General features: G+C 58.7%; 16 protein-coding genes. 6 read left to right on the top strand and 10 right to left on the bottom strand.

Annotated elements, in window-relative coordinates; translation table 11 throughout:
• The first annotated feature begins 36 nt into the window (after positions 1–36).
• Both QK293_RS10505 and QK293_RS10510 read left to right on the top strand, forming a co-directional pair.
• Positions 37–597, top strand: coding sequence for a glycine cleavage system protein R (locus QK293_RS10505; protein WP_008034925.1), 561 nt, complete (start codon positions 37–39; stop codon positions 595–597).
• A 10-nt stretch (positions 598–607) separates the two neighbouring features.
• A complete protein-coding gene (locus QK293_RS10510) occupies positions 608–1,081 on the top strand; it encodes a peroxiredoxin (RefSeq protein ID WP_282377204.1) in 474 nt (157 codons plus the stop codon).
• A 37-nt stretch (positions 1,082–1,118) separates the two neighbouring features.
• On the opposite strand, the gene QK293_RS10515 is transcribed toward QK293_RS10510, so the two are convergent.
• Positions 1,119–2,189: an AI-2E family transporter gene (locus QK293_RS10515; RefSeq protein WP_282377205.1), complete on the bottom strand. Its 1,071-nt coding sequence runs from the start codon at positions 2,187–2,189 to the stop codon at positions 1,119–1,121.
• A gap of 32 nt (positions 2,190–2,221) precedes the next feature.
• On the bottom strand, positions 2,222–2,461 hold the full coding sequence (locus QK293_RS10520) for a sulfurtransferase TusA family protein (protein ID WP_020300476.1): 240 nt from the start codon (positions 2,459–2,461) through the stop codon (positions 2,222–2,224).
• Between the two features lie 98 nt (positions 2,462–2,559).
• Between QK293_RS10520 and QK293_RS10525 the strand changes: the two genes are divergently transcribed.
• Positions 2,560–3,993: a M48 family metalloprotease gene (locus QK293_RS10525; protein ID WP_282377212.1), complete on the top strand. Its 1,434-nt coding sequence runs from the start codon at positions 2,560–2,562 to the stop codon at positions 3,991–3,993.
• 66 nt (positions 3,994–4,059) lie between these two features.
• Here the strand turns inward: QK293_RS10525 and QK293_RS10530 are convergent, their stop codons facing one another.
• The 4 genes from QK293_RS10530 to rpoE form a co-directional block, all read right to left on the bottom strand.
• Positions 4,060–5,487 carry a DegQ family serine endoprotease gene (locus tag QK293_RS10530; protein ID WP_282377213.1) on the bottom strand — a complete coding sequence of 476 codons (1,428 nt, stop codon included), beginning with the start codon at positions 5,485–5,487 and terminating at the stop codon, positions 4,060–4,062.
• 179 nt (positions 5,488–5,666) lie between these two features.
• Positions 5,667–6,623, bottom strand: coding sequence for a MucB/RseB C-terminal domain-containing protein (locus QK293_RS10535; RefSeq protein ID WP_282377214.1), 957 nt, complete (start codon positions 6,621–6,623; stop codon positions 5,667–5,669).
• Positions 6,624–6,631: 8 nt separating this feature from the next.
• Complete coding sequence (locus QK293_RS10540; protein ID WP_282377216.1) at positions 6,632–7,219, bottom strand: RseA family anti-sigma factor; 588 nt, start codon at positions 7,217–7,219, stop codon at positions 6,632–6,634.
• Between the two features lie 30 nt (positions 7,220–7,249).
• Entirely contained in the window at positions 7,250–7,831 is a 582-nt protein-coding gene (gene rpoE, locus QK293_RS10545) for an RNA polymerase sigma factor RpoE (protein WP_007944079.1), read from the bottom strand.
• A 559-nt stretch (positions 7,832–8,390) separates the two neighbouring features.
• Between rpoE and nadB the strand changes: the two genes are divergently transcribed.
• On the top strand, positions 8,391–10,007 hold the full coding sequence (gene nadB, locus QK293_RS10550; protein ID WP_282377217.1) for an L-aspartate oxidase: 1,617 nt from the start codon (positions 8,391–8,393) through the stop codon (positions 10,005–10,007).
• Here the strand turns inward: nadB and QK293_RS10555 are convergent.
• Both QK293_RS10555 and QK293_RS10560 read right to left on the bottom strand, forming a co-directional pair.
• Positions 9,976–10,428: a protein YgfX gene (locus tag QK293_RS10555; RefSeq protein ID WP_282377219.1), complete on the bottom strand. Its 453-nt coding sequence runs from the start codon at positions 10,426–10,428 to the stop codon at positions 9,976–9,978. The genes nadB and QK293_RS10555 overlap by 32 nt on opposite strands.
• Entirely contained in the window at positions 10,412–10,666 is a 255-nt protein-coding gene (locus QK293_RS10560) for a succinate dehydrogenase assembly factor 2 (protein ID WP_007944081.1), read from the bottom strand. The genes QK293_RS10555 and QK293_RS10560 overlap by 17 nt, the downstream gene beginning before the upstream one ends.
• A 149-nt stretch (positions 10,667–10,815) precedes the next feature.
• Between QK293_RS10560 and QK293_RS10565 the strand changes: the two genes are divergently transcribed.
• The gene (locus QK293_RS10565) at positions 10,816–11,757 is read left to right on the top strand and encodes a folate-binding protein YgfZ (protein ID WP_282377221.1); all 942 of its coding nucleotides are present in this window, start codon (positions 10,816–10,818) and stop codon (positions 11,755–11,757) included.
• A gap of 34 nt (positions 11,758–11,791) precedes the next feature.
• Positions 11,792–12,613: an HDOD domain-containing protein gene (locus QK293_RS10570; protein ID WP_282377222.1), complete on the top strand. Its 822-nt coding sequence runs from the start codon at positions 11,792–11,794 to the stop codon at positions 12,611–12,613.
• 39 nt (positions 12,614–12,652) lie between these two features.
• Here the strand turns inward: QK293_RS10570 and QK293_RS10575 are convergent, their stop codons facing one another.
• Both QK293_RS10575 and QK293_RS10580 read right to left on the bottom strand, forming a co-directional pair.
• Entirely contained in the window at positions 12,653–14,038 is a 1,386-nt protein-coding gene (locus QK293_RS10575; RefSeq protein ID WP_282377223.1) for a sensor histidine kinase, read from the bottom strand.
• The gene (locus tag QK293_RS10580) at positions 14,031–14,702 is read right to left on the bottom strand and encodes a response regulator (protein WP_282377224.1); all 672 of its coding nucleotides are present in this window, start codon (positions 14,700–14,702) and stop codon (positions 14,031–14,033) included. Before QK293_RS10580 ends, QK293_RS10575 begins: the two co-directional genes overlap by 8 nt.
• Positions 14,703–14,909 lie beyond the last annotated feature (207 nt).

Raw genomic sequence — 14,909 nt, forward strand, 5'->3', positions numbered from 1 at the left:
AGAAGTATCGACCGCTCATCGCTTTAGGAATGCTGCATGTCCACCCCCACAGTTCGCGAACAATTCCTTGTCATCAGTGCCCTCGGCGCCAACCCCATGGAGCTGACTAACGTCCTGTGCCGCGCCAGCCATGAAAACCGCTGCGCCGTGGTCACCTCTCGCCTGACGCGTCATGGCGAGTGCAGTGCGCTGATTCTCGAGATCTCCGGCAGCTGGGACGCCCTGGCGCGCCTCGAAGGCAGCCTGCCGAGCCTCGCCAAGAAGCACGCCTTTACGGTCAACGTGGTGCGCAGCGCGGCGCTGGAGAATCGTCCTCAGGCCCTGCCGTACGTCGCCTATGTCAGCTCGGCTTACCGCTCGGACATCATTAACGAGCTGTGCCAGTTCTTCATGGACCACAACGTCGAGCTGGAAAACCTGACCTGCGACACCTATCAGGCTCCGCAAACCGGCGGCACCATGCTCAATGCCACGTTTACCGTGACCTTGCCGGCCGGTGTGCAGATCAGCTGGCTGCGCGATCAGTTCCTGGATTTCGCCGACGCGCTGAACCTGGATGCCCTGATCGAACCGTGGCGCCCACAAAACCCGATGTAAGGAAGCTTTCATGGCCGTCGCCATCGACCAACCGGTTGCCGACTTCGAAGCACCCGCCACCAGCGGGCAGACCGTCAGCCTCGCGAGCCTCAAAGGCAAGCAGGGGGTAATTTACTTTTATCCGAAGGACAGCACACCGGGCTGCACCAAGCAGGGTCAGGGCTTTCGCGATCAGCTGGACGCTTTTAAAGCCGCCAACACTGAAGTCTTCGGCGTGTCTCGCGACAGCCTGAAATCCCACGAAAACTTCAAGGCCAAGCAAGCGTTCACCTTCGAGCTGATCAGCGACAAGGAAGAAGCACTTTGCCAGTTGTTCGACGTGATCAAGCTGAAGAAGCTTTATGGCAAAGAGTATATGGGTGTTGAGCGCAGCACATTCCTGATAGACAAGGACGGTGTGCTGCGTCAGGAATGGCGGGGTGTGAAGGTACCGGGGCATGTAGATGTGGTGTTGGCTGCTGCTCAAGCGCTGAACAAGGCCTGATCGTTGAATGCTGTGGGAGCCTGCTCCCACAGACCGCTTACAACAGCGGCGCCACCACCGGCTCCTTGCGCGGCCACGCATCCAGCACAGCCTTGAATAGCGTCGCCAGGGGAATCGCAAAAAACACCCCCCAAAAACCCCACAGCCCGCCAAACAACAACACCGCGCAGATAATCGCCACCGGATGCAGATTGACTGCTTCCGAGAACAACAGCGGCACCAGCACGTTGCCGTCCAGTGTCTGGATGATCCCGTAAGCCGCCATCAAATAGATGAACTGATCGCTCCAGCCCCACTGGAACAGCGCAATCAACAGCACCGGCACGGTCACCACCACGGCCCCGACATAGGGCACCACCACCGACACACCCACCAGCAACGCCAGCAGCGCCGCGTAGTTCAGGCCCAGGGCGACGAAAGCGATGTAAGTCACGCCACCGCAAATGAAGATTTCGATGACCTTGCCGCGAATGTAATTGGCGATCTGCCGGTTCATTTCCTGCGCGACGCGGGTGATCAGCGCCCGCTCACGGGGCAAGTAGCCACGCACCCACTGACCGATCATTTGCCGATCCTTGAGAAAGAAAAACACCAGGATCGGCACCAGCACCAGGTAGATCATGATGTTCACCAGCAGCGGCAGACTCGACAGCGAGAACGTCAGCGCCCACTGACCGAACTTGCCGATCTCGCCCCGCGCCACTTCGATGGCCTGCAGCACCTGCTCGTCGGATACCAGATGCGGATAGCGCTCGGGCAGCAGCAGTAACAGCGACTGCCACTTGGCGAGCATGCCGGGTAACTCGTTGAACAAGGTGATCAGCTGATGCCAGAGCAACGGCACCACGACAATAATGAATACCAGCAAAACCCCCATGAACAAGGCGAAGACCAGCCCCACCGCCACCCCTCCGGGCATGCGCAGGCGTTCGAGAGTGACGACCAACCCTTGCATCAGATACGCCAGCACCATCCCGGCCAGCACTGGCGCGAGCATGCCGCCCAGCGTAAGCACGGCGGTAAACGCCAGAAACAGCAGGACTGCCAGCACCACGGCTTCTTCATCGGAGAAGTAGCGCTGAATCCAGTCGCGTAACACCTTGAACATCAATAATCCCTTAGAAACGAACGCAGCAGAATTCAGGCTTTTTTCAACCAGTAGCGGTAAACACCCGCTTCATCTTCTTCACGAAGCAGCGTATGACCGGCCAATCGGGCAAAGGTGCGGAAGTCGCGCTGTGAGCCCGCATCGGTAGCGATCACCTTGAGCACTGCGCCGCTGGCCAGTCGATTCAGTTCCAGCTTGGCCTTGAGCAACGGCAACGGGCAATTCAAGCCACTGGCGTCGAGTTCGGCGTCATGGGCTACAGCGTCGGTCATTGCATCACTCCGGGGTCAGGTGGTTGAGCGGCTAGAATATCTGGTCCGAAGCGTAGTGTCCGGCTACAGTAAGGTCTTTGTCGACTAAGGCTTTGTGCATGACTTTTTTGCGCCCTACCCTGCTGACGCTCGCTTGCCTGCTCGCCTCACCGGGCTTCGCCGACGACCTGCCGTCACTCGGCGACGCCAGTTCTGCCATCGTCTCGCCGCAACAGGAACACCAGTTGGGCCGTGCCTGGCTGGCGCTGTTACGTAGTCAGGTTGCACAGCTCAATGATCCGCAACTCAAGGACTACGTCGAATCCAGCGTCTACCGACTAGTGGAGACCAGCCAGGTCAATGACCGGCGCTTGGAGTTCATCCTGATCAACAGCCCGCAACTCAACGCCTTCGCGGCACCAGGCGGAATTGTCGGGGTCAACGGTGGTTTGTTTCTCAATGCCCAGACCGAGGGCGAATACGCCTCGGTACTCGCTCACGAATTGGCTCACTTGTCGCAACGCCACTTCGCCCGCGGCGTCGAAGCCCAACAGCGCATGCAAGTGCCGATGATGGCCGCGCTGCTGGCCGGGATCGTGATTGCCGCAGCCGGTGCCGGCGATGCCGGGATCGCGGCCATTGCGGGCACACAGGCGGCGGCCATTCAGGAACAGCGGCGCTTCTCTCGCCAGAACGAACAGGAAGCCGACCGCATCGGCATCCTCAATCTGGAAAAGGCCGGTTACGACCCGCGCTCGATGCCGACCATGTTCGAGCGATTGGCGCGCCAATACCGCTTTGACGCCAAGCCACCCGAGTTTCTGCTGACTCACCCGGTCACCGAGTCGCGGATCGCCGACACCCGCAACCGCGCCGAACAGGCAAAACCGGGCGGCGTCGAAGACACCATGCGTTATCAGCTGATTCGTGCACGGGTCCAGTTGATCTATGAAGAAACCCCTGGCCTGGGCGCCAAGCGTTTTCGCGCCCAGCTTGATGAAAACCCGAAAAACGATGTCGCGCGCTATGGCCTGGCGCTCGCCCAGATCAAGGGTGGTCAGCTGAACGAAGCACGGGAAAACCTCAAGTTGCTGCTGGCCAAGTCGCCAAACGAGATCATCTACAACCTGGCTCAGGTCGATCTCGATATTACCAACAATCGCCTGCCGGACGCCCAGACTCGGGTTGACCGGATGTTGACTCAATACCCGGGCAACTATCCGCTGAATTCGGTGCGTGTCGACCTGCTGCTAAAGCAGAACCGTGCACCCGAAGCGGAAAAAGCACTGGAGAATCTGCTCAAGAGCCGTCCGGACGATCCGGACGTCTGGTACATGGTGGCCGAAACCCGTGGTCTGTCAGGCAACATCATCGGCCTGCATCAGGCCCGCGCCGAGTATTTCGCCCTGGTTGGGGACTACCGTCAGGCCATTCAGCAACTGGACTTCGCCAAGCGCAAGGCCGGCACCAACTTCCCGCTGTCGTCGCGAATCGACGCTCGGCAACGGGAGCTGATGGAGCAAGAGCGCATGATCAAGGACATGATGGGCTGACTCTTATCAGCAGACACAAAAAAACCGCCTCTTTCGAGGCGGTTTTTTATTCAGCCAACAACCGGTTTATTCAGCCAGTTTGAAGGTGATGAAGCTGGCGCGATTTTGACGCAGAACCCGCATCGACACCGAGCGGTTCTTCGGCAGCGCCTTGGCAATATCCGTGAACTCCTTGGTGGAACCGATCGCCTGATTGTTCAGGTGAGTAATCACATCGCCTGGCTGCAGGCCAATCAGAGAAGCAGGACCGTCCTGGACTTCCTTGATGACCACGCCGCCTTTGAGGTCGTAGGTTTTCTTCTGTTCATCAGTCAGCTCGGCCACGGAAACACCCAGGCGGTTGCTGCTGCGTTCAGTGCTGGATTTTGGCAGGGTGTCCAGCTCTTTGCCTTCTTCCGGGATAGCGCCAACAGTCAACTCGACATTCTTGCGCTTGCCTTCACGTATCACTTGCAGATCAGCTTTTGAGCCGGCCTTCAGCGCACCCACCAGGTGCGGAAGATCGGCGGACATGACGATCGGTTGGCCATTCATGCTCAGGATCACATCGCCTACTTGCAAGCCACCCTTGGCAGCCGGGCCGTCATCCTGGATCTGAGCCACCAGCGCACCGGCCGGTTTCTCCAGACCGAATGACTCGGCCAAGTCCTTGTTCACTTCCTGAATCACCACACCCAACCACCCACGGCTGACTTTGCCGCCACTTTTGAGCTGATTGGAGACGTCCATGGCTACGTCGATAGGGATCGCGAACGACACGCCCATGAAGCCGCCGGAACGGGTGTAGATCTGCGAGTTGATGCCAACCACTTCACCGGCCAGGTTGAACAGCGGACCACCAGAGTTACCTGGATTGATCGGCACATCGGTCTGGATGAACGGCACATAGTTTTCGTTCGGCAGGCTGCGACCGATGGCACTGACGATACCTTGGGTCACGGTATGGTCGAAACCGAATGGCGAGCCAATAGCCACGACCCATTGGCCGGCTTTCAGATCTTGAGATTTGCCTAGTTTCAGGACAGGCAGATCCTTGCCTTCGATTTTCAACAGAGCCACATCGGAACGTGGATCGGTGCCGACCAGCTTCGCCTTCAATTCGCTACGGTCAGCGAGTCGAACGAGAATTTCGTCGGCATCGGCGATTACATGGTTGTTGGTCAGGATGTAGCCATCAGGCGAGATGATGAAGCCCGAACCCAAGGATTGGGCTTCACGCTGACGATCACCGCGAGGCGCACGCGGCTGTGGCATGCCACGCTCGAAGAACTCGCGCAGCATCGGCGGCAAGCCTTCAAGGTCAGGCATCTGCTCGCTCGACACTTTGCGGTCCGGCAGTTTCTGCGTGGTACTGATGTTCACTACCGCGGGCGAGGCCTGCTCGACCAACTGTGTGAAGTCAGGCAACTCGGCCGCTTGAACAGCGACCGCCTGACCAAGCACCAGCACGGTGGCAAAAATAGAGAGATAAGACTTCAAGCGTGGTATCGACATACGGCTCCCGTTACGACGAGCATGGTTAAGCGATATGGAGCAAGGAACACCGGGAACAATACGCCGGTATTTTTGTTCCGGGAACAACAAACAAGGCCAGAGCCGAGGGGCTCTGACCTATAGAAAAATTCGGAGATATTTGCAAGTTGAAATGCTCACCAAACATTTCGATAAGCTCACTACTTGGTTGCAGTGGCGTCGGAGCGCATGGATAGCGCAATCCGCTCAGCGGTGCCAATCGGAATCTCACCGACCACGGTCACCATCATCTCACCTTGCGGGGTAGTCAAGCGCCGGGAAACTGCAACGGTCGGCCCCAACTGGGTGCGAGTATCAGTGACTGTTGCGCCATTCAACGGTTCCAGGAAAACCGAGAAACGGGCCAGACCATCGTCATACATCAGACTGTTAACTTGAGTTTTGGTCTCTGGATCCTTGCGCGATGTACTACTGGTCAGCTCGAAACCAGGCGGCAACCAGTCCGAACGCCATACCTGAGCGGCCTTGATTGCAGAAGCCTTGTCGCTGTCGAGGGCAACAGTTTTGCAATCGGCGCCAGGCTGCAAGTCGCTATCGGACGGAGCATCGGCTGTATCCAGCTGGGTGAACTGGAATCGCTCCAGCAATTGCCCTCTTTCATTCAGAAGCAATGATTTCAGAGGCAGGCCGGTTTCTTTATCCAGATGCAATTCAAAACCGTAACGGTGTTGATCGCGGGGTGTCAGTGAAACGATCACTGCCGCACGCCCGGCCACACGCGACTTGCCAATGACGGCAAGGTCGTACCAATTCTTTAGCTTATGTGGATCGAGTGCACGAGCAGCGGAGTTGGGGGAATCCCCAAGCCCTGCTATCAGGGTGCCGCTGACACATTGAGTATGTCCATCAATGCGCACGACTTCCTGTGCCGAGCCGTCGAGCTGAAGTAAACGCTCATGGACCTTGCCATCCTGGACGCGGTGCCAGATGTTGTGGGTAGAAAAACTACCGTTACGCTCGTAGACGAATGTACCGTGAAAGCTTTGCTGTTGCTCGGCTTGGCCCAGACGGATCAACCAGTCCTGGGCTTCATCAGCATTGGCTGGAACAACAAACCAGCCACCGAGCAGAAGCGTAAGTAGAGGTATGGCGCGCATGATCCTCCTTAACGGTTTTCCAGACTTGCTGCACGAGCGTAGGGCAGAGCGCTCTCAGTACCTTTCAATGCAGCCTGTTGAGCATGTTGGCGCAAGTAGCCCGGCAGCCGCTGATCGTGCCAGCCTGGCTGACCTTGCAATACGCCGTTGGCCATAGGACCAGTGGCTTCCGAACTCTCATTGTAGCCTGCCAAAACAGCTGGACCCTTGACCTGAGGAACGGCCAGACCCGGTTGATTGGATTGCTGTGCCAATTCGACACCAGCGATCTCGTCCTGGTTATACAGACGAACGCCCGCCAGTACCGCGACGGTTACCGATGCTGCGACCGCCAGACGACCCAGGCTGCGCCATGGACCACGGGAGGCTTTTGCCGGTACGGCTTCGTCAGCCAGCGCAGCAGAGACTGCCGCAGCGATATCCAGACGTGGAAGCAGCAGATCCTTATGCATAACTGCCCGAGCGATCTGATAACGAGCCCAGGTTTCACGGGTTTCAACATCGTCAAAGGCATTCAATACCCGACGCAATTCCAATTCGTCCGCTTCGTTATCCATCACTGCGGACAGCGATTCCTGCAGGGCTTCACGACTCATGGCGTTCCTCTCTTGGCTGTCGCCGCTGTCTCAGTTTTCCTGCAACAACGGCTGCAGGGCTTTATCGATGGCTTCCCGAGCGCGGAAAATCCGGGAGCGCACGGTACCCACCGGACATTGCATGACGGCCGCAATGTCCTCGTAACTCAGACCATCGAATTCACGTAAAGTTAACGCCGTCCGCAAATCTTCTGGCAGTTGCTGAATGGTTCGATGGACGGTGCCTTCGATCTCATCCCGCAGCAATGCACGCTCTGGCGACTCGAGATCTTTCAGGCCATGATCGCCATCATAGAACTCTGCATCCTCGGAACTGACATCGCTATCCGGCGGCCGGCGGCCGCGTGAAACCAAATAGTTTTTCGCCGTGTTGATGGCGATGCGGTAAAGCCACGTATAAAACGCGCTGTCTCCGCGAAAATTTCCAAGTGCACGGTACGCCTTGATAAAGGCTTCCTGCGCCACATCCTGGGCTTCATGGGTGTCGTGCACGAAACGCACGATCAACCCGAGAATTTTGTGCTGGTATTTCAGCACTAGCAGATCAAAAGCTCGCTTGTCGCCGCGCTGAACGCGTTCGACCAGCTGCTGATCCTCTTCCTGGGTTAGCATGAACACTCCTCGATAAGCTCGGAAGAGGCTTGCATAACTAAACAACCAGACTTGCAAACATAGACTCGGGCTTTTCGCAAAAGTTCTCCCCCTCCAAGCAAGTTTCCTGCGGGCTCTGATTTGGCACGCACGAAAAGCGCAGCTCGGGTTAGCCCGGCTGCGCGAATAATCTTGTCATCGGATTCGCCGGCAAGGATCAAACCACAGATCCCGCGTTGAAGCCGACACTGTCCCTTAAATCAGGCAACGGTCTATTGATCTTGGGCCTTTGGCAAAAGTTCCAAATATTTATAGCTGCGCAAGGCTGACATTGTGCAACCGTGAAGAGAAAAAGACTGTTAAATCCACGATACAGTCTTCTAGTCGCCGAACCGGTCAAAAAAACATCCGACGAAGCGTCCAGTCTTTTCCGTCACAGTAGTTTCACAATGCCATGTGGGCTCGGCTATTGTGCCGCTCCCCCCCTCTATATACTAGTGGGCTGTGTGGCTGTCTTGACTCGCCGATCCAGGTGTCTTGCGCCAACCCCGACCCAGGTCGCTTTGAGCGGAATCCTGAAATGAGCCAACAGTTTCAACACGATGTACTGGTCATTGGCAGCGGTGCTGCCGGCTTGAGCCTTGCGCTGACCTTGCCCGGTCATTTGCGCATTGCCGTACTGAGCAAAGGCGACCTCGCCAATGGCTCGACTTTCTGGGCCCAGGGTGGCGTCGCCGCCGTCCTGGATGACACCGACACCGTTGAGTCACATGTCGATGACACCCTCAATGCCGGCGGCGGTCTGTGCCACGAAGACGCCGTGCGCTTTACCGTCGAGCACAGTAAAGAGGCGATTCAATGGCTGATCGACCAAGGCGTGCCCTTCACCCGCGATGAACAGTCCGGAACCGAAGATGGTGGATTTGAGTTTCACCTGACCCGCGAAGGCGGTCACAGTCATCGGCGCATCATCCATGCCGCCGATGCCACGGGTGCAGCGATTTTCAGAACCTTGCTCGACAAGGCCAGGCAACGACCGAACATCGAACTGCTGGAGCAACGAGTCGCGATCGATCTGATCACCGAAAAGCGCCTTGGCCTTGAAGGTAATCGCTGCCTCGGCGCCTACGTCCTCAATCGAGGGACCGGTGAAGTCGACACCTACGGCGCTCGCTTTGTGATCCTCGCGTCGGGTGGCGCAGCAAAGGTCTACCTCTATACCAGCAACCCCGACGGCGCCTGCGGTGATGGCATCGCCATGGCCTGGCGTTCGGGCTGCCGGGTGGCGAATCTGGAGTTCAACCAGTTCCACCCCACCTGCCTGTATCACCCGCAAGCCAAAAGCTTTCTGGTCACCGAAGCCCTGCGCGGCGAAGGCGCACATCTTAAGCTGCCCAACGGCGAACGCTTCATGCAGCGCTTCGACCCTCGCGCCGAGCTGGCGCCACGGGACATCGTCGCCCGGGCCATCGACCATGAAATGAAGCGTCTGGGCGTCGATTGTGTCTATCTGGACATCAGCCACAAGCCGGAAGCGTTCATCAAGACTCACTTCCCGACTGTGTACGAACGCTGCCTCGAGTTTTCCATCGACATCACCAAGCAACCGATTCCGGTGGTGCCAGCGGCGCACTACACCTGCGGCGGCGTGATGGTTGACCAGCACGGTCGCACCGACGTGCCAGGGTTGTATGCCATTGGCGAAACCAGCTTCACCGGCCTGCATGGCGCCAACCGTATGGCCAGCAACTCGTTGCTGGAGTGTTTCGTGTACGCGCGCTCGGCGGCGGCGGACATTCTTGAGCAGCTGCCGCAGGTTTCGATTCCGATCGCCCTGCCCGTCTGGGATGCGAGCCAGGTCACCGACTCCGATGAGGACGTGATCATTGCGCACAACTGGGACGAACTGCGGCGATTCATGTGGGACTATGTCGGCATCGTGCGCACCAACAAGCGCTTGCAACGGGCGCAACACCGGGTGCGGCTGTTGCTGGACGAAATCGATGAGTTCTACAGCAACTACAAGGTCAGTCGCGATTTGATCGAATTGCGTAACCTGGCCCAAGTGGCCGAGCTGATGATCCAGTCCGCCATGGAGCGCAAGGAAAGTCGCGGTCTGCATTACACCCTCGACTATCCGAACATGTTGCCGGTCGCCCTGGACACTATTCTGGTGCCGCCCACCTACGTCGACTGAACGTGAGCCGAACCCGCAGGCGTCGGTGCAGATCCGTCGCCAGCGAGTCGCGGGGAACGCAGATTGATCTGACCCGCCGCTCGTCTCGCAGTCGAAAACGCAGCACCACAATCAATGGCAACGCCAGGCTGTCCGGTCGCAACTGCACTGACTGCCAACCTGCAGCCTGGTTCCACAACTGCCAGCCATCGGCATCGCGACGCAAGCCGCGAAATGCCTGAGGGTGCGTCAGCAGAATCTGCCTCGGCAATGCCCAACAGCCATGAACCACGCACAGAACAACGCCGAGCAGACTGGCCCAGACTGGAATAGAGAGAAGAAACAGCGAACCCAGCGCGAACAGCTGGGCCAGAAGATACGCCGCCAGCAACTGCCGTGAGGCATGCCAGCGGCATTCGAACGCATTATTTGGGCTGGACACGATCCAGGATCATGCGAACCATGCGTTGAAGCTCTGGATCTTCCGATTCGGCGCGCTCCATGAACCAGCCGAACATGTCCTGATCTTCGCATTCGAGCAGCTTGCGGTAGCAATCGCGGTCGACATCATTGAGGTGCGGATAGACCTCTTTCACGAACGGCACCAGCAACACGTCAAGCTCAAGCATGCCGCGGCGGCTGTGCCAGTAGAGGCGATTCAGTTCAACATCTTCGACCATGGAGCGCTCCTCAAATAGGCCGCAAGTATACAGCCCCAGACAGAGTCGGACACTCGGCTTTGGTCGGCCACCAACGATCCTTTGTGAACTACCCATTTCGAGAGCGCCCCCTTATGATGTCCCCCAGACTCTTTAACCTGCGATGACCCATGGCCGATTCTGCTTTTTTCTGCACCCTGTCTCATGAAGGCGCTCTCGCAGTACGCGGCGCGGATGCCAGCAAATTCCTGCAAGGCCAACTGACTTGCAACCTCAATTACCTGAGCGAATCCCACGCCAGCCTCGGCGCCCGCTGCACGCAGAAAGGCCGGATGCAATCGAGCTTCCGCATCCTGCTGGAAGGCGATGGCTTTCTGATGGCCATGGCCACTGAGTTGCTGGAGCCGCAACTGGCGGACCTGAAAAAGTACGCGGTGTTCTCCAAATCCAAACTGACCGACGAAAGCGCAGCCTGGGTCCGCCTCGGCGTCGATCATGGTGAGGCTGCACTGATCAGCCTGGGACTTGAGCTGCCGGCAGAAACCGACAGCGTCGTGCGCAGTGAAGGTCTGATTGCCATTCGCGTCTCGCCGGATCGTGCCGAACTCTGGGTCGCCGCCGACCAGGCCGACCTCATCAAGGTCAAGCTGTCCGCCCTGTTGGCCGAAGGCGATTTGAATCAATGGCTGCTGGGCCAGATCCGCGCAGGGATCGGTCAGGTCATGCCGAGCACTCGCGAGTTGTTCATCCCGCAGATGCTCAATCTGCAAGCCGTTGGTGGCGTGAGCTTCAAGAAAGGTTGCTACACCGGTCAGGAAATCGTCGCGCGCATGCAGTACCTGGGCAAGCTCAAGCGCCGCTTGTATCGCCTGAAACTGGATGCCAACGAGCTGCCTGAACCTGGTACGTCACTGTTCTCCCCGACCCATGGCAGTTCCATCGGTGAAGTGGTGCTGGCCGCCCGCGCCGAGCAAAACATTGAACTTCTGGCCGTGCTGCAAGCCGAAGCAGCAGAAGGGGGTGATATCCATCTGGGCGCGCTCGAAGGGCCAGCCCTGCACCTGCTCGACCTGCCGTACCCACTGGATCGCGATCGCGAAATCCAGCGTTAACAGCAGCACTTGTCGCAACACCTAGAGAAACGAAATGAGTGAGCTGGCGGAAAAGGTCCAACAGGATTTGGTTGAGGCCATCGATAACGACGACCTGGTTCTGCCAACGTTACCGGAAGTGGCCCTGCAGATTCGCAAGGCCGCAGAAGACCCTGAAATCAGTGTCAGCACATTGAGCAAAGTGATCGGCCGCGATACCGCGCTGTCGGCACGCCTGATCAAAGTGGTCAATAGCCCGCTGTTGCGCGCGACCCAGGAAGTCACTGATCTGCACACGGCGATCACTCGACTGGGTGTCAATTACAGCAGCAACCTGGCCATCGGGCTGGTCATGGAGCAGATTTTCCATGCCCGCTCCGAGGTGGTGGAACAGAAAATGCGAGAAGTCTGGCGCAAAAGCCTGGAAATCGCCGGAGTCAGCTACGCACTGTGCCGCCGCTACACCCAACTAAAACCCGATCAGGCAGCCCTTGGCGGACTGGTGCACCAGATCGGTGTGCTGCCGATCCTGACCTACGCTGAAGATCACTATGAACTGCTGTCTGACGCGGTCAGCCTCAACCATGTGATCGACCAGATTCATCCGTGGATCGGCGACAAATTGCTCAGGGTCTGGGAGTTTCCGGAAATGCTGGTACAGGTGCCGGGGCTTTATCTGGACTTCAAGCGAGAGTCGGAGCGGGTCGATTATGTCGATCTGGTACAAGTGGCCAGCCTGTATTGCCACAAGGACACCGACCATCCCCTCGCCCGTATCGACGCATTCAGCGTGCCGGCGTTCAAGAAGCTGGGGATTGATCCTGAAAACGAGGCGATGTGCCGCGATCTGGAAGAGTCGCGGTCGATGTTTTATTGATCGAGAGACCGCGGTGAGGCCAGTCCAGACACCACAAAACTACCCCGCAATAAAACTCACCCGCACCTTCAGCCCCGCCTGCTCGCCATCGTGCAGGCTGATCTGCGCCAGGTGTGCGCGGCAGATCTCGCCGACAATCGCCAGCCCCAACCCAGAACCGGCCACCTGCTGGTTGCGCCGGTAAAAGCGTTCGAACACCCGATCGCGCTCTTCAAGAGGAATCCCCGGGCCGTCGTCCTCGACCTCCAACACTGCCGGTGCCGTGACCCGAAGAATGACATTGCCACCCGGCGGTGTATGGGCCAGCGCGTTATCCACCAGATTGCTCAACAATTCGTTCAACAGCGTCGGCTCGCCGCGCAACCAGACGGGTTCGTCCGCTTCCAGCGCCAGCGCCACACCGCGTGCGTGGGCCAGCGGTGCCATGGCCATGCCGAGCTCGCGAGCCAGCTGACTGAGGTCAAGCAACTGCGCACCGCCCTCGGCGATGGCCCGGGCACCATTTTCGACCCGTGCCAGCGAGAGCAATTGATTGGCAAGGTGGGTCAATCGGTCCGTGCCTTGGGCGGCGGTTTCCAACGTACTGCGCCAGGTTTGCGGTTCGCTCGAACGCAGACCCAGTTCGAGTCGCGCCTTGAGCGCCGCCAGGGGCGTGCGCAATTCATGGGCGGCATCGGCGATGAACTGCGCCTGACGCTCGAACTGCCCGCGCAGGCGCTCGGTAAAGTGATTGAGCGCGCGCACCAGTGGCCACAACTCGTGCTGCACCTCCACCAGCGGCAACGGCCGCAGATCGTCCGACTGCCGCTCCTCCACCGCCGTGCGCAAGCGTTCCAGCGGACGCAGCGCCGCGCTGACCGCAAACCAAACCAACAACAACGCGCCGACCGCCAGCATGCCCAGACGCAACAGCGTGTCCGCTGCCAGACTGCGAGCCATGCTGACCCGCGCTTCATCGGTTTCCGCCACCCGAATTTCCGCCATGCCGTTCATGTTCGGGTCGCTCACAGGTTTAAGCAGGCTCACCACGCGTACGTTCTGTCCCAGGTATTGGGCGTTATAGAAACGCGCCAATGCCGGATAATCATCGGTGCGCGGCGTCCCTGGTGGCGGCGGCGGAAGGTTTTCGTAACCGGAGATCAGTTTCTGATTGATGTCGTTGACCAGGTAAAAAATTCGCCCCGCGCTGTCGTACGCGAAGGTATCGAGGGCTATATACGGCACGTCAGCGCTCAGCGTGCCGTCGCGCTGAGACACACCGGCGGCGATGGTCCGCGCCGACGCCAGCAAGGTCCGGTCATAGGCGGTGTCGGCGGCTTCGCGACCGTTCCAGTAAGCGCTCAAACCACTGGCCAGCATCAACACCACCAGCAACAGCGCCAGATTCCACAGCAACCGCCAGCGCAGGCTGCTGGGCTTATGCATCACGGCTTTCCAGCAAGTAGCCGAGACCACGGAAGGTCACGATGACGACCGGTTGACCGTCGAGCTTCTTGCGCAGGCGATAGACATAGATCTCGATGGCGTCGGGGCTGGCCTCTTCGTCCAGGCCGAACACTTGCGCAGCCAGTTGCTCCTTGCTCATCACCCGACCGGGACGGGCGATCAGGGCTTCGAGTACGGCCTGTTCGCGAGAGGTCAGGGTCAGCAGTTCTTCGCCGAGGGTGAAGCGCCGAGTGTCCAGGTCATAGACCAGCACGCCGCAGCGCTGCTGGCGTTCACCGCCGAGCACACTGCGGCGCAGCAAGGCTTTGACCCGGGCTTCGAGTTCGGTCAGTTCGAAAGGTTTGGCCAGGTAATCGTCTGCGCCGAGGTTCAGGCCGTGGACCCGATCCTTGACGTCGCTGCGGGCGGTCAACATCAACACCGGCAGGTTCTTGCCCCGCGCCCGCAGGCGCGCCAGCACTTCGAAACCATCCATGCGCGGCAGACCGACGTCGAGGATCGCCATGGCGTATTCCTCGCTGCTCAACGCCAGGTCGGCCGCTACACCGTCGTGCAGCACATCCACGGTCAGCCCGGTGCTCTTTAGCACCTGGGCGACACTTTCGGCGAGCTGCAGATGGTCTTCGACGAGCAGAACACGCATGGATCTTTACCTCATTCAGGGATGGTCGACGCCATTCTTTGGCGCGGAGTTTACAGCGGCATCCGCCACTGTGAAGCCTGAAAATCCGTGAAAGCCAGCTGAAAGGTTAGTGAAAGGTTCGACCGTTAAAGTCCAGCCACGGGCAGTTTCGACTGCCCGGCGCTAGCGCACTAGCGATACGAAAAACGCCACGAAGCGTTTTCGCCA

The sequence above is a fragment of the Pseudomonas sp. AL03 genome, assembly GCF_029960815.1.
Taxonomy (GTDB): domain Bacteria; phylum Pseudomonadota; class Gammaproteobacteria; order Pseudomonadales; family Pseudomonadaceae; genus Aquipseudomonas.